The sequence below is a fragment of the Streptomyces sp. NPDC088350 genome, assembly GCF_044753545.1.
In the GTDB taxonomy this organism is placed as follows: Bacteria; Actinomycetota; Actinomycetes; order Streptomycetales; family Streptomycetaceae; genus Streptomyces.
Genome location: NZ_JBIVNL010000021.1, coordinates 1 through 15,018, shown reverse-complemented (window position 1 = coordinate 15,018; position 15,018 = coordinate 1). Strand labels below are relative to the sequence as shown.

Sequence of the window (15,018 nt, the reverse complement as noted above, 5' to 3'; positions counted from 1 at the left end):
GAAGCCGACTTCAGGCTGACATGATGCGCAGATCCGGCATCGGATCAACATCGATAATTCGAGTTACCAAGGCGCCGAGTCCGCGAAATCTAGTCCTTTTCAGGCTCCCCGTAGTCCAATTTTGTCCACTTTGGGACCTCGCTCGCATCGAGGCGCTCCAGCGAACAATCGATGGCTCTCGATCTGAAGTGTAAGGAGAGAAAAAGATGTTCGACAAGACCATTCAGAAGCGACAGGGCCGACCGGGTTGCTGCAAAGTCGCGGCGATCTCTCGGATGCGCAGGTCACGGCGGCATAACGCTGCTGGTCCGGTGTGCGACCGGTCCGTCGCCGGTCAACCGGCGGAAGACGGGCGGCAAGCACCGTGCGATTCCGCCACGGGAAGGGCACCCCGCTCCACGTCATCACGACTGCGGCGCACGTCAACGACATCACGCAGAATCTCGCCCTCGTCGACGGCATCCCGCCGGCGGCCGAACGTCCGGGCCGTCCCCTCCGACGCTCCGGCACTGTCCTGGGCGACCCTGAGCGACAAGGGGTACGGCTCCCGGGCAGTCCGCCGTGAGCTGCGCACACGCCGGATCGTGCCGGTGATCTCCGGCAAGGGCGCCACGAACAGCAAGGGCCCGGGGCAAGCTCCGTTACGTCGTCGAGCAGCCCCTCGCCCCGCTCGACCAGTTCAAACGCCGCGCTGTTCGATGGGAACGACGCCTCGAACTCCGCGGCACTTTCGTCTCGTCGGCATGCGGCCTCACCTGCTGGCGACGCACCGGGAAGGCCCACTCATGATCCCGGTACGAGCTCTCTGGACCAGTCTTCGTCCTCGCTGAGGCGCATGGCTTCGTCCAGGAGTTCCTCAGAGTCCTTGTCCCATCCCTCGGGAAGCTCCCCGAAAGCGGCGGGTCGGAAGCCGAGGCGCTCGTCCGTCACGTCGATGTGGCCGTCTCGCCCCTCGACGTGCCGGAGCAGCTTGGCAGCCTCGTTCCGAATCCAGGGACCGACCTCGTGCCACGCCCCGGTGGTGTGCTCGGAGACGCGACGCGCGAGGTCCGGCAGGACGCCTTCGCGCCATTTGAAGTGATGGACAGGAACCAAGGGGCGGTTGATGGGCGACGCATCCAGGTTGCGGTGGCTTCCCAACGCCAGTCGGACCGATGAGTGAGCAGCCACGATCTTGCCGGGATTGCCGCCCAGCAGTCTGGGAGTGAGGTAGCCGCCAAGCGGATACGCCTTCTCCAGCCCCTCTTCGACGGACCACGATCGGATGGCCCCGTCCTCGGCCACGCGGTCGAACAGCAACCCGCCGATCACCTTGCTGCCCACGGACTCGGCATCGGCGATGAGATCGGTCACCGGAACCGGGTAGTCATGGAATTCGTCGCTGTCCGCGATCAAGTGCCAGCCGGCGCCGGCGCGGACACGCAGGTGATCGCGCAACTGGCTGTGCACCTCTTCGTGCCAGGGCCCCTGGCTGATGAGGGTCGGTGGTCCGATTAACTCTTCGCACACCGACAGCAACTCGTCTCGCACCGAGTGCGGAGCATGTTCGGTGAAGTGAAAGCCAAGGTAGAAATCGGAGACACCGACCCTTTCTCGATAGTGCGTGATGAAGGAGGTGAGCAAGCCTGACTCAACTGGCCCTATTACCGCAACCAGAGGGGGGGAGGTATGCATGCCAAATCCTCGTCTTGGTATTCGGGTGCAAAAGCGCAGCAGGATAAGCGGTGATCACTTCTTGAATGTCAGCAAGCACAGCATCCACCCGCGCGGAAGGATCATATTCTCTATCGTGGCCACCACAACAGGGCTGCAGCGTTCTCGGGTGACGAGACGTCATGGTTGTGATGGAGTAGGCGTGTTGTCAGTTTCACGCGGTTGGCGAAATGAGACGCGACTCCGGATGATCAAGGTGCTGAAGCCATTGAGCGTTTTCAGCGTTGCTTTTCCAGGGTGAGGACGAAGGGCCGGCACAAGGGCTTCACCGAGACCGACCACACCCGCCTTCTGGATGGCGCACAGCAGCAGCCCGGCGGCCCCGCCGTCCCGAGATCGCCGGCCGGCCTCGCCAAGACCGGACTCGACTTCCAGCCGCCGTAACCCCAGCCATTGAAGATCTCTGGAGGTCAGCAGAGCCTGGAAAAATGAGCCAGTGGTGCGCTCACACTTCGTACGATGACCTGGCCGCCGTGCCAGTGTCCGCGCTGCCTGTCCGCCCTCAGCCGTTGACGCCTGTGTAGTGCCGCAGGCTCCAGTTCCACAGCAACCGGGCCCCGATGAACCCCGCCAACCCGAACAGCGGTGCAGAGGCCGCCACCCACACGGGTACGCCCAGCGCCGAGCCGTGCCCGGTGAGCACCCCGGCCGGGAAGTATGCGATGAACGCCAGCGGCAGCACGTAGGTCAGCGCAGCCGAGACGGCCTTCGGGAGGATGTTCAGCGGGTAGCTGCCGAAGGTGCCCATCAGCTCCTCCAGCCAGCTGCTCCAGTAAGAGGTGGCCGGGTAGTGCAGCGCGGCGCTGGACAGCGCGGTGAAGAGAGCGGCCTCCACCAGCATGCCGCCCAGCACCCCCGCGACCAGGAAGGCGATCCGGCCCGGGGTCCACTCCAGGGAGCTACGGACGATGGCCCAGGAGAAGAGGCTGGTGGCGACTGCCAGGTCGCCAATGGCGTGGGTGGGGAACCAGTGCAGCTGGACCTGACGGTAGACCGGCATGGGCCGCACCAGGCAGGCGTCGATCAGCCCCTCCTGGACCCGGTGCGCCAGTGCGGGCAGCCGGCCGAAGAAGAGCACGAACAGGCCGTGCGCCAGCATCCGCATGGCGACGATCAGCAGGACGTCGGCAGCGGTCCAGCCGCCCATCCCGGAGAACTGGGTGAGCAGCACGGTCGCGAAGACGATCACCGCGACCTGCCAGACCGCCCCGATGGCAATCGTCATCAGGAACTCGACGCGGTACTCCAGCTGCGTGCGGAAGTTGAGCCTGGTCATCCGCCAGGCCACTCCCCAAGCCGATTTCGGCACGCTCGGTCATCCTCCCTGGGAGACGACCCGCCGGGCGGCACGGTGCCACAGAAGCCGGGTCAGTACGGCGAACAGGACCACCCACCCCGCCTGGAGGGCGAGTTGGGGCAGCGCGTCGGCGAGGGGGATCCGTCCGACGTACAGGGAGAGCGGGACCGCCAGCGTGGTCTGGAAGGGCAGGAAGCTGCTCATCGTCTGGAACCAGCCGGGGAAGTACCACAGCGGCGCGAAGACCCCGGACAGTAGATCCTGTGCGAACAGCAGGATGAGCAGGGCCGCCTGGTTGCGCAGCGTCCAGAAACAGCACAGATCGATCAGCAGCATCACGTAGTACAGCACCCACTGCCCGAGCAGCAGGCTCAGCGCCGATACGGCGGCGACGGCGGCCGAGGCCGGGGGCTGCACCGCCCCGGCGGCGAGGCAGATCACGCAGCCGGCCAGCAGCCAGATCAGGCCGTAGAGCTGGTCGCCGAGCGCGCGCAGCGCGTAGTAGCGACGGGGCGGTAGTGGGCGCAGGAACCAGTAGATGATCGTGCCGAAGTGCAGATGCTGGAGGACCGAGTCCCGGGAGGCATTGCGGTCCAGGCCGCGGATGGGGGTAGCGAGGACAGCCAGCACCGCGTAGCTGACGGCCTGTTCACGGCTCAGCCCGGCCTTGGTTCCGTCCCCGACCTCGGCGTACAGGCCCCGCCACAGGGCGACGACCAAGAGGATCTGCACGGCGAGCCGCAGCAGATTGGCGGTGATGCGGGGCGGGGCGAGGACCTCGCCGAGCGGGGTGATCCTCGCGACCCGTAGGGCGCCCGTGGCGCTGCCGGCCATGGTTCAGCCGCTCCGCAGCGCGGATTCGGTGGGCTGGGCGGGTTCGGGGGCCTTCAGATAAGCGGTCCGCATCACGTCTTCGAGGTCGTTCTCCTCGATCGCGATGTCGGAGACCTCGTACCGCTCGATGATCCGTTTCAGCGCACCCTGCACGGTGATCGGGGCAGCGGAGTCCTGGGGCCCGAACACCAATCGGGGACCCTCGCGGCGCAGCAGCGCGATCCCGGCGGGCGGCTCCAGGCGGGTGTCGGGGTCGGGGTCGGCGAGCGTGACCTGCACCTGCCAGGTGCCACCGAATCGTCGACGTATCTCGTCCAGTGAACCGTCCAGCACGATCCGGCCATGGTTGATCAGCACGACGCGCTCGGCGAGCCGGGCCACCTCGGTCATGTCGTGGGTGGTGAGCAGGACGGTACGGCCCCGCTGCTCGACCTGGTGCCGTAAGAAGTCGCGTACCTGCTCCTTGACCACGACGTCCATGCCGATGGTCGGCTCGTCGAGGAAGACCACAGGCGGGTCGTGGAGCAGGGCTGCGGCGAGATCACTGCGGACCCGCTGCCCGAGGGAGAGATGCCGGACGCGGGTGTCCCAGAACGAGGACAGTTCGAGGAGTTCGTCGAACTCCTGGAGGCGGGCGCGGTGTTCGGCGTCGTCCACCCCGTAGATGTCGCGCAGGATGGCGAACGACTCACGCACCGGCAGGTCCCACCACAACTGCGTGCGCTGCCCGAAGACCACCCCGATGTTGCGCGCGTTGCGCTCGCGCTCACGGTGCGGGACCACCCCCGCGACCAGCGCCTCGCCGGACGTGGGGGCAATGATCCCGGTGAGCATCTTGATGGTCGTGGACTTCCCCGCGCCGTTGGGTCCGAGCAGCGCGAGGAGTTCCCCCGCCCCGACGGTGAAAGAGACGTCTGCGACCGCGGTCTTCGCCACCCGCTCGGGGTTCACCAGCGAACGCAGGGCGCCGCCGAGACCGGGACGGCGGACGGTTGTGCGGAAGACCCTGGAGAGGCCACGGGCTTGGATCACCGGAACCGCCATCAGCCACCCTTCGATGTACCGGACGAGGTTCGTTCGGGCCGGCTTGAGTCTAGAAAATCCGCGAGACGGGTCAAGCGAGTGATCAAGCGAGTGATCACGAAGGTCTATGGGTGCGGACGGGATGTCGATGAAGTCCGCTCCTGGTCCACGCGTTGCGCACGCGAGGTCGGATCAGGGCGAACTGCCTGTCCGGGCCCTCCGCGTGGTGATCGAGTACCGAGGCCGGCCGACGGGTGACCCTCCGCGCCGGCAGCACACCTGCGTCCCTCGGTCCGGGACGCCCGATCGGTGTGTCGCCCTCCCGCGGCTGAGCCCTCAACTCCGCCCGCCGCGGCTCCGGTTCAGCGAGCAGCTCCAGCACGGCGATCAGCTTGAGCAGTGCCGAGGACCACTCCTGCGTCCAGGCCCTCGTGCATACGGCCTCCAGCATCCCCACCTCCGCCGGCAACCCGCCGCTCGAACCACGGCTGAAGCACCCGGACGGCCCCCCGGCCTGGAACTGCCGGGCCACGGAGGAGGTGAGGGGGCGATCCTGCCCTCGTCGAGGCAGAGAGCCTCGGCCTCCTCGTCGTACGAGATCGAGACGGGCCGGGGCGGAATCGCGGCCCGCGCCAAGGGCCACCGCCCAGCAGGCACACGAGGGCGGTCCATACCGCATGCACCGTGTGCGCAGCCGCACCATGCGCCTCCCCAGCTCCACGCCCCGGTCCCATTTCTCTGCGCCGGTGATGAGCGGGACCGCGCGGAGAGGCCGGATCCAGCCTGGCCCGACGGGCAGCCACCCCGGCTCGGCTCTCGGGCCGATTTACCGCCGCCCCTGCCCCTCGGATATTTCCGACGCTCAACTGCAGGCACGGGTAACCGTGAGCTGTATCCAGGAAGTGGTGTACGGCCGATCTTCACGATGGACTGTCGTGCGGGGCCTGTTGTCGAGCGCGAGAGCAACGGCGTGCAGCTCGTCGGGATCCCATCGCAACAGATCCGTTCCCCTGGGAAGGGATTGCCGCGGCAGGCCGTTGGTGTTCCCGTTCGTGCCCCGCTGCCAAGGCCTGTGCGGGTCGTCGAGGTATACCTGCGGCCCCGCGTCGATGCGTAGTCGGGCATGCTGGGCCAGTAATCTGCCGCAGTCCCATGCCGAAAGGCGGCGCAGTTGCTTCCTATGAGTGCAACTCGCCGCGCCGCTCCAGGCGTTCGGCAATGATGCCCCAAGTGATGGAGCACTGCTTCGCCACCGCGGCCATTTTCTGCGCGCAGTGCACGGGAACCGAATCCGCCACTCCTTCATCCAGACTATATGCCCGCAAGAGAGTCAGTAGGTTGCGGCCGAAACGCGTCAGGTTCAGGGACGGATCCTTGCTCAACTGTTTCCAGAAGAGCACGAAGTCGGAATTCGACGCTGCCGATATCCTGTTGTTCACCACTCGATGCCGCGTACTGTTCGCTGACGACACCTTGGCGGCCATGACGGGATCCTTGCCGTCTCGCAATCGACGGCGGACGTCGTTCACCGTCCCCGGGGACAGTCCGGCTTCCCTGGCAACCTCACGCAGTGAGGCATCGGGCCTGGCTGTCATGATCTCCTCGGCCTTGCGTCGCCCCTCTGCCGTGCTCAACGGCCGGACACGCCCGTCACGCCCCACCCTCCCGTTCAACTGAGTGGCGCTGACAGTTGAACGGCGTACCTTGCCGACAGTCTGCGCCGAGACACCCGCCGTGGTCGCAATGGCTCGATCCGACCACTCGGGGCGCGCCCGCAGAAGGCGCACCACCGCCGCACGACGGTCCGAGACAGTCAGGGGCAGCCCATGCGCATTGTTGGCCCGGACGGAATGGATAAAGGCCTCATCATCCGTCCCGTCGAACAACCAAGCCCTGACAGAGGTCTCCCCCCTGGCTATCGCCGCTCGCACACGATGCGCGCCATCAATCACCCGGAGAGTAGACCGATGAACGGTGATCGGGGGCAACGCATCTTCAGCGTCCGCGAGGAGCTGTACATGCGCCTCGTCAATCTCCTTCAACCTCGGGGAATCCCCTAACTCAATCTGCTCGATCCCGATGCGGACGACGGGGCCGCGATCGTCCACACCCAGTTGCCGCTCATCAGATAGTTCGTAGGGCCGGATGCACGTGTCATCGACGGCAACAACAACGTCAGGCTGGGTCATACCGACTCCTCGTTCAGTATCTCGGCACTGAAAGCGCTTTCGTTGATCATGCCCCTGGCGGCCGCCCGCTAACCGCAGTCTTTTCATGGCGGCGTCAACCCCCAGAGGGTTGTTGAGACATAACTCCATTGTTTGCAAGGCCTGTTGGCCCGCAGGATCAGGTTGTGGCGGACGCGTTCGGGCTGCTGCTGCGGCATCTGGATAAGCGGCGCCTGGGGCTGCGGCCCGGGTGCGAGGGCGCGGTGGGGGTTCGCACGGTGGCCGGAGCCTCGGGTGGCGGCGTCCACGGTGTCGCACGGACTGCGTGAGTGGGAGCAGGGTGAGGAGTCCGGTGGCCGTGTCCTGGCGGGGGCGGAGGCCGCAAGCGGTTGCGGGATGCCGATGCGGCGCTGTTGCCGGCCCCGTCGGCATTGGTCGAGCCGGGGCAGCGGGGAGATCAGGAGTCGCCGTTGCGGTGGCCGTCCTGTTGACGGCCGAGGGGTTCTCGCTGCAGGGCACCTGGCGCACCACCGAGAGGACCCGGCACCCCGACCGGGACACACAGTTCCACTACATCAACAACTGGGTCAACGAGTTCACCGCGGCCGGGCAGCCGGACATCAGCGTGGGCGCCAAGAAAAAGGGGGCCCTGGGTGACTACGCGATCGTCGGAGGCGAGTGGCACCCGACCGGACGGCCTGTCCGGGTCCGGCCCACGACTTGCCTGAAATGAGCGCGTTGATGGCGATGCCGCACGGGATCCACGACATCAGCGCAGACACAGGCTGGGTCTCGGTCGGCTGCGGCACCAGCGCCTTCGCCGTGGCCACCCCGCACCGCTGACGGGAAGACGAGGGGCAGCACCACTACCCGACCGCTTCCGGCCTGCCGATCACTCCCAATGCGGGAGGCCGCAACGGCTACCGCGAACGCGCCTGGAAGAACGGGCCGGCCACCTCCGCTCACGCCACCGGATCGGAAGTAACACAGTCGTTTTTCACTCAGCGCCGGGTGATGGCCGACTTCTTGGCGGAGCCCCTGGTGATGAGCGAGGAGCCCACGTACGCTCTCATGCCGCGAGAGTCGGCGAAGCGGGTGTGGTGGTCCCCCACCACCTCAACGATGATGCGGGCGGCGAGCTGGATGCCGAGTTCGGGGAAGCTCAGCGGGATCTCGACGTCCGGGTGCTGCGGGAATGCCTCTTCCACCGCCTCGGCGAGCTGGTCAGCGGCGGCGCAGGCGGCTTCCAGCTGGACAAGCAGGGCGAGCATCTGCGTGCCGAGGCCTCTTCGGCCAAGGGCGGCTGCCCAATTCACCGGAGCCACTGCGCTCGGCGCCGCCCCTCATCGCAGACGTGGAGCCTTGCGCCCATTCGACATGACTACCGGGCCATCGGCCTGCTCTCCGGCAGATGCCTCCACTCAAACCCAAACGAAAAGGGTCCGTCAACGAGTCAAGTTGACGGACCCTCATGCATGATCGAGACTAATACCGGCCGGAAATGAAGGCCCAACGGTGGAGGCTTAACCAACCTGTGCGTTGCGTGTCAGCCGATCGATGAGCCGTTGCTGATCCTCAAGGCAACCGACACACGGAGCCCCACCCGAATCATGACCGGATGCCGCCCAAACATCATCCCGGACTATGACCACTCATCAGGGCCGGTTTGCGTGCAAAGCCCTGCCGAATGCGCAAAAAGTGCCGAACATCCCACAACAAGTCTTTTGATCGCATGACGACTGCAGACCTAATGTGATTCATCTTTTACAAGAAGTGTTGATGCTCGCTCGCAGTCAAGTTGCGATCTATCAGCTACGAAGCAACGCGACGCTCTACTTTGCCCTTCTTCAGGCAAGACGTACAGACCTTCAGTCGGGTCGGTGTACCGTTGACCGTCGTCTTCATAGGCTGCACGTTCGGATTGAACCTCCGCGCCGAACGCCCCTGCACCCTACGGTGGATGGCATTCTTACCCAAGCGAGCGACTTTCTTGCCGAAAGAGGGCTCCTTGCCACAAACATCGCAACGCTGAGCCATTAAAATCTCCACTTCCAGAAACGGGTCGCCGCACATTCGACCAGATGCGCACTAAACGACGATGACAGACCAAGCAAGTTTAACACACCCTCCAACGCCGTTTTCACACCGTGGGCAGTGGGAGGTTTCAACCTGACGTTGCAGGTGGCGGGGGTGGTGCGGGTCACGAACGGGGGCTCTTGCCGGTCAGGAACGTGATCGTCGGCAAGCGATCGTCTGACAGCGGCTGAGGTGTCCCGCCAACCTTACATACGCCAGTCGGCACGGTCACGCCCACGGTGTAGGCGTCAAGGCCCCTTGATTGGCCGACGACGAGGTCTACGGTAGCAAGGAACTGCGCCGGACGGCCCCGCCGCTCGGCCTCGACCACGCTCCCCAGTAACCGGTGGGCTGCGCCGATCCCTCGGGCTGTTCGACCAGGAGGGTCCGCAAAGGCAGTACGAGGTCATCGGCCCTTCGCTGCCCTGGCTCCAGATGACGGTTTCGCAGCAGGTACCCGCATCGGTCAGTTGGTGCAGGGGCCGGGCGGAGGGAGACACCGCGGCCGTAGCCGCAGTCGGCCACGATCACCGGCACCGACCCCAGCAGCCCCACAGCCAGACGTGTGTGGCGCATCACACTGGCCGGCCGAACACGCAGGCCGCCGATCGACTCACCGAAGGGGGCCGGACCCCGGTGCCGTCCGTCGGGTCTGGTGCGCGGCTACGGCCATCACGCCGACGGAGATCAGGACAATGGTGGCGCCAACGTAGAGAGGGGAGGCGTAACCGAAGCCGGCGGTGATGGCCAGGCCGCCGAGCCAGGCGCCGAGGGCGTTGCCGACGTTGGAGGCGGAGACGTTGGCACTGGCGGCGAGGGCGGCGCCGTGGGCGGCGTCGGTGACGCGGGTGATCATGCCAGGGACGCTGGCGAAACCGAACACACCCATCAGGAAGACCAGGACCACGGTCGCGGTGGCGCTGGCGGCCAGCAGGCCGAAGACGAACAGCGTGACGGTGAGGCCGACCAGGGCCACCAGCAGGGCTCGGTCGCGGTCGATGTCGGCGGCCCGCCCGCCGATGATGTTGCCGACGACCAGGCCGACGCCGTAGACCATCAGCAACCAGGAGACGTCCCCGGTTGAGAAGCCGGCGACCTCGGTGAAGGTGTACGCGATGTAACTGAAGGCTCCGAACATGCCTCCGTAGCTGAGGGCGGTGGCTGCGAGGGTGAGCCAGACCTGCGCGGAGCGGAAGGCGCGGAACTGGGCGCGCAGGCTTGTGGGTGCTGCCGCGAGGCGCTGGCCCGCCCCGGTCCCGGTTTCCTGCGGCTGGCCCGCCCATGCCGGGACCAGGACGACGATTCCGGCCAGGGCGAGGACGCCGATGCCGGTGACCGCCCAGAAGGCCGCCCGCCAGCCCCAGCGTTCGCCGACCAGGGCGCCAAAGGGGACGCCCAGCACGTTCGCCACCGTCAGCCCGGCGAACATGATCGCCACCGCGCGGGACTTACGCTCCGGGACCACCAGGGCGCGGGCCACCAGGGAGCCGATACCGAAGAACGAGCCGTGGCACAGGGCCGCGACGATCCGGCCGAGCATCATCGTTGGATAGTTCTGGGCGATCGCGGACAGTAGGTTGCCGAGGACGAACAGGGCGACCAGGCCGACCAGGACGCTCTTGCGGGGCAGCCGAGTCGTCGCTGCGGTCAGAGCTATCGCGCCGATCGCGACACTTAGTGCGTAGCCGGAGATCAGCCAGCCCGCGGCTGCCTCAGACACCGAGAAACTCGACGCGACCTGCGGCAGCAGTCCGGCGATCAGGAACTCGGTCAGCCCGATGCCGAACCCTCCCAGCGCCAGTGCGACCAGCCCGCTCGGCATCCGCCGCCCCTCACCCGGACCGCTGCCCACATCAAGCCCCGCGTCGAGTCGGGAAGTCCCGTCTGTCATATGCCTGCCATGCCCTTTCGGCGAAGTTTTCAGTGAGGCTTTCACGTGCTGCCGCCCAGTGGATCACCCGCCGGGAAAGTGGCTGAAATCCCTTCGGTAATTCCCCTGACCCATGCGGGATGATCAGTGTTCGATGGCCGAAGCTAACGAAGAGGGCGGGCGATTGCGCATCATCGAGTGTCACTTCGAGTTCAGTGGATTCGACGATCATCTGGTGAAGGCCGGCACCTCTGTCTATCTGTGGAACCTCGTCCGGCAGTTCAAGGCCGCCGGGCACGAGACCGGGGCGGTGACCGCCGCGCACGGTCTGCTGGACGTCATCGCGGAGAAGCACACCGTCACCGACCTGGACTGGCGCTTCGCCGACCGGATACCCGTGCGGCTTGACCCCGCCGAGTGGCCCGGGTTCCCCGAGACGGTCACCCTGGACGTCACCGCGCGCGCCCACCGGATCACCGTGGACGGCATCGACATCGTGCTGCTGAGCGGTGGCATGCTCGACAACCACCCCGACAGTTTCTACCCGCCCCGCGAACTCAAGGGCCACAGCCTGGACTTCCTCAAGCCACTGGTGTTCCAGGTGGTGGCGGCCCGCTATGTGCGGGAACAGGTGAGGGCGGGCACGCTCGTCCACCTGCACGAGCCCTTCTACCACTACCTCCTGCCCGGCCTGCTGGCCGGGCACGGTTTCCACGTCGTCTCCACCGTGCAGACGAACATGGCCGTCAACACCAAGGTGTACGGCCCCGAGGTGCGCGGCGTGCTGGAGAGCGAGGGCGCGGACGCGTCGGTCGCCGACGGGCTCGCCGACCCGCCTCTCGACTCGTCCCTGGAGCGGGCGATGCGCGCCTTCCTGCCGCGGACCCTGCTCTACCAGGACTATCCGGAGCGGCCGGGGCACGACTACATCACCATGCTGGGGCTGGTCGTCCGGTCCGTGGCCGCGATGGACTTCCTCTCGGAGGGACAGCTCGACCACGCGCTGACCCAGGCGGAGACACCGTTCGAGCAGCTCTTCCAACGGCTGGCCGTACGGCGGGAGTTGGCGGCGCGGGAGCAGCTGCTGGTGGTGGGGGGCTGCGCGATCGGCGACGAGTGGCTGGACGTACGGCGCGACGACGAGGTCCGCGCGCGGACGCTCAGCGGGCTGGGGCTGGATCCGGGGCTGCCGACGATCTACCACAACGCGCGCTACTCCGTGCAGCACAAGGGGCAGCAGGAGCTTTTCAAGGGGGTCCGCGCGCTGCTCGACGAGGGCGGGCGCTGCAATGTGCTCTTCCACTGTCTGGCGCCGCGGCCCCCGGAGGATCCGGATCTGACGGCGCTGGCCGAGGGCTACCCGGAGCTGGTGCGGATCGAGACCGGGCCGATGAGCAACGCCGAGATCAAGGACTGGGCCGTATCGAGTGACTTCTGTGTCTTCCCGTCCAAGTTCGAGATGGACACCTTCCTGATGGCGATGGGCGAGGCGATGGCGAGCGGCTGCGTGCCCGTCGCCACGGCCCAGCGCGGGATGCGGCACTTCCGGCACTCCTTCGATCTCGACGCGCCGGCGGCGACCGGGCTGGCGCTGCCGCGGTCCTTCCGGGTGGACGACCCGCTGTTGACGGAGGCGGTGCACACCGGGCTGGCCCAGGTGCTGGACCTGTGGCACCGCGACCCCGGGCGTATCGAGAAGTTGCGGGTGCTTGCGGTCGAAGCCGGCCGGAGCTTCACCTGGAAGGCCGCCGCGGAGCGGTTCCTGGCGGTGTTCGCCGCGTGCGTGGCCGGTACTCCGCCCGCGAACGCCGTCCCCGCGGGGCGTACCCCGGTACGTGCGGGCGGGGACGAGGCCGCGCCGTTCGACGCCGGGCACGGCGGCGCACGGCGGGACGGCGACGGCGTGGTCGTACGGTGGCACGCGCCGCATGCGAGCCGGGTCGAGCTGGTGCCGACCGCCCCGGACGGCGAGGTCACCGTCCTGACGCGGGAAGACTGTGACTGGTTCACCGGCCGGACGGCCCGGTCCTCCGGTGACGACGCTCTCGCCGTGCTGACGACCGGGCCCGACGGCCGCTCGGCCTGGGCGGAGGCCGTCCTGCCGGACTCCGGCTGAGACGAGGACGCCGCGGGCGCCCCGGAGGGTCAGCCCAGGGAGAGGCTCGCGCCGACCTTTTCCAGGATCGACTCTCCAGCGATCACTGGGCTCATGCCCGCGCCGCCGCCCACGGGCGCCGCCAGCGGGACGACCTCCGTGTCGGGGTCGGTCTCGAAAAAATAGACCAGGGAGACCAGTTCCTCGTCCGGGGCGGCGTTGCTGGGGGCGAGGACCCGGTGGCGCAGGGAGCGCCACCGACCGTCCGTCCAGAGGTTCATCAGGTCACCGAGGTTGACGACCAGGGTGCCCGGTTCGAAGGGCGGCCGGTACCAGCCGTCCGCCTCGTTCCAGACCTCCAGTCCGCCCACCCCCTGCTGCCGGTCGAGCAGGCTCAGCGTGCCGAAGTCGGTGTGCGGGCCGACCCGCATCTGTCCCTCCAGCACGCCGCCGACGGCCCGTAGCGAGGGGTACCAGTTGACGTTCTGGGTCCAGGTCGCCCGCTGTGAGCGCGAGGTGAAGTAGTCGTCCGGGAGGCCGAGGACCGCGGCGAGGACGGCGAGCACCTCGTGGGCGACCCTCGTCATGTGCCCGGTGTACTCCAACGCCGTTTCCCGCAGCGCGGGTTGTTCCGCCGGCCACTTGTTGCCCGGGTAGTACCGCGCGTCGTACGTGGCGTCGCCCGTGCGGTGGGAGGGCCCGACGTGGTACGCCTCGTGCAGGTCGGGGGTGCCCGCCTGGCCGTCGACGGCACCGACGTCGAGCGCGCCGAGGCCCCGCCAGCCGTTGTCGTAAGGGCGGTCGACGGCGTATTTCCGCTTGTTCTCGGCGGGCAGGGCGAAGAACTCCCGGCCCGTGACCCGCATGCGGTCGGTGAGCTCCTGTGGGATTCCGTGGCCGCTCAGGAGGAAGAGGCCGGTTTCGCGCAGGACGGCGTCCAGTGCCGCCGCGATCCCGGCGCGGCGGGGTGGGGCCTCGGTGCGCCACTCGGTCAGGTCCAGAACGGGTATGTCACGAGACATGGCTGTCTGCCCTTCGTTCGTGCGGTTCGTGCTGGGGCTCGGTTCCGGCCGCCCGCGCGAACCGGTGGACGTCGCCGATGGGCTCCGCGGAGGGCCCCCAGCTCAGCGCGGGGATATGGGCATTGACCAGTTCGCCGTCCTCCCGCAGCACCGCGGAGGATGGGTGGTACATGTGCAACAGCGGGTCGTCGTAGTGGTCGAAGGCCGAGTTGATGTCCATCCGGTAGGCGAAGTCGTTGTCCTCGCCGCCCCAGCCCTCGAAGCGTTCGTCCATCCCGCCGATGCGGTGGAAGGCGCTCGTGCGGACCCAGACGCAGCACCCGGGCGGGCGGCGCAGCACGAAGGCCCGCAGATGCTCGGCGTCCACCTGCCCGGCGCCCCGCCACAGCCGCTCCTCGATCGCCCAGGAGGTGGCGGACTCGTCGAGGCACCACATGTCGCGGTAGCTGAGGTGGCCCATGGTGCCGGGCTGGTGGAAGCGGGCCACGTTCCGCGCGATGAAGTCGCGGTCGACCAGAGCGTCCGCGTCCAGGACGCAGAGGATGTCGGCCTGGCCCGGGGCGTTCACCGCGCCGACGTTCACCGCCCAGGACTTGTTGAAGCTGCCGGGCTTGTACGCGAAAAGGTAGTGGTCGGCACGGGGCTGGACAACGTCACGCCAGCGGGGTTCGTCGTCCGTTTCCACCGCCACGACCTGGTAGAAGGAACGCGGCACCGACTGGTCGCGCAGGGCCAGCAGACAGGCCAGCAGATTGCGCAGGCGCAGCCCCGGGCCCCGGTCGCGGAACGGCACCACCACCCGCACCCGGGGCGCGTCGCCGGGCACGGGCCCGTCGCCCGGCGCCAGGGTGGCGAGCCGCTCGGGGCGGACGGTGGCCTGGAGAGTGCCGTCGTAGTGCCGGCCCAGCTGGTAGCCCAGG

Annotated in this window: 12 protein-coding genes and 2 pseudogenes; 3 read left to right on the top strand and 11 right to left on the bottom strand. The window is 67.5% G+C overall.

The window, feature by feature from the left end:
- Positions 1-783: 783 nt before the first annotated feature.
- Positions 784-1,623, bottom strand: coding sequence for a hypothetical protein (locus ACIQBL_RS45505; protein ID WP_401954244.1), 840 nt, complete (start codon positions 1,621-1,623; stop codon positions 784-786).
- Between the two features lie 327 nt (positions 1,624-1,950).
- Here ACIQBL_RS45505 and ACIQBL_RS45500 point away from each other — a divergent pair, with 327 nt between their 5' ends.
- Positions 1,951-2,097: a hypothetical protein gene (locus tag ACIQBL_RS45500; RefSeq protein WP_401954242.1), complete on the top strand. Its 147-nt coding sequence runs from the start codon at positions 1,951-1,953 to the stop codon at positions 2,095-2,097.
- 118 nt (positions 2,098-2,215) lie between these two features.
- Here the strand turns inward: ACIQBL_RS45500 and ACIQBL_RS45495 are convergent, their stop codons facing one another.
- The 5 genes and pseudogenes from ACIQBL_RS45495 to ACIQBL_RS45475 all read right to left on the bottom strand — a co-directional run bounded on the left by ACIQBL_RS45495 (position 2,216) and on the right by ACIQBL_RS45475 (position 7,056).
- Positions 2,216-2,989, bottom strand: coding sequence for an ABC transporter permease (locus ACIQBL_RS45495; protein WP_401954239.1), 774 nt, complete (start codon positions 2,987-2,989; stop codon positions 2,216-2,218).
- Positions 2,990-3,028: 39 nt separating this feature from the next.
- Positions 3,029-3,844: an ABC transporter permease gene (locus tag ACIQBL_RS45490; protein WP_401954236.1), complete on the bottom strand. Its 816-nt coding sequence runs from the start codon at positions 3,842-3,844 to the stop codon at positions 3,029-3,031.
- 3 nt (positions 3,845-3,847) lie between these two features.
- A complete protein-coding gene (locus ACIQBL_RS45485) occupies positions 3,848-4,876 on the bottom strand; it encodes an ATP-binding cassette domain-containing protein (protein WP_401954234.1) in 1,029 nt (342 codons plus the stop codon).
- Positions 4,877-5,792: 916 nt separating this feature from the next.
- Positions 5,793-6,044, bottom strand: a pseudogene (locus tag ACIQBL_RS45480) (IS30 family transposase); the annotation flags it as partial.
- A 1-nt stretch (position 6,045) separates the two neighbouring features.
- On the bottom strand, positions 6,046-7,056 hold the full coding sequence (locus ACIQBL_RS45475; protein ID WP_401954231.1) for a streptomycin biosynthesis protein: 1,011 nt from the start codon (positions 7,054-7,056) through the stop codon (positions 6,046-6,048).
- Between the two features lie 164 nt (positions 7,057-7,220).
- Between ACIQBL_RS45475 and ACIQBL_RS45470 the strand changes: the two are divergent.
- Positions 7,221-8,034: pseudogene (locus tag ACIQBL_RS45470) on the top strand (ISAzo13 family transposase); the annotation flags it as partial.
- Between the two features lie 2 nt (positions 8,035-8,036).
- Here ACIQBL_RS45470 and ACIQBL_RS45465 read toward each other — a convergent pair.
- From ACIQBL_RS45465 to ACIQBL_RS45455, 3 genes are all read right to left on the bottom strand, one after another.
- Positions 8,037-8,306: a transposase gene (locus tag ACIQBL_RS45465; protein ID WP_401954229.1), complete on the bottom strand. Its 270-nt coding sequence runs from the start codon at positions 8,304-8,306 to the stop codon at positions 8,037-8,039.
- Between the two features lie 541 nt (positions 8,307-8,847).
- Positions 8,848-9,072, bottom strand: a complete 225-nt coding sequence (gene rpmB / locus ACIQBL_RS45460) for a 50S ribosomal protein L28 (protein ID WP_401954515.1) — start codon at positions 9,070-9,072, stop codon at positions 8,848-8,850.
- Positions 9,073-9,724: 652 nt separating this feature from the next.
- On the bottom strand, positions 9,725-10,933 hold the full coding sequence (locus ACIQBL_RS45455; protein WP_401954513.1) for an MFS transporter: 1,209 nt from the start codon (positions 10,931-10,933) through the stop codon (positions 9,725-9,727).
- Between the two features lie 202 nt (positions 10,934-11,135).
- On the opposite strand from ACIQBL_RS45455, the gene ACIQBL_RS45450 reads away from it, so the two are divergent.
- The gene (locus ACIQBL_RS45450; protein WP_401954227.1) at positions 11,136-13,097 is read left to right on the top strand and encodes a glycosyltransferase; all 1,962 of its coding nucleotides are present in this window, start codon (positions 11,136-11,138) and stop codon (positions 13,095-13,097) included.
- 29 nt (positions 13,098-13,126) lie between these two features.
- Here the strand turns inward: ACIQBL_RS45450 and ACIQBL_RS45445 are convergent, their stop codons facing one another.
- Both ACIQBL_RS45445 and ACIQBL_RS45440 read right to left on the bottom strand, forming a co-directional pair.
- On the bottom strand, positions 13,127-14,098 hold the full coding sequence (locus tag ACIQBL_RS45445; RefSeq protein ID WP_401954224.1) for an isopenicillin N synthase family dioxygenase: 972 nt from the start codon (positions 14,096-14,098) through the stop codon (positions 13,127-13,129).
- On the bottom strand, positions 14,088-15,018 hold a 931-nt coding region (locus tag ACIQBL_RS45440), incomplete at its 5' end, for a glycosyltransferase (RefSeq protein ID WP_401954222.1). The genes ACIQBL_RS45440 and ACIQBL_RS45445, both read right to left, overlap by 11 nt.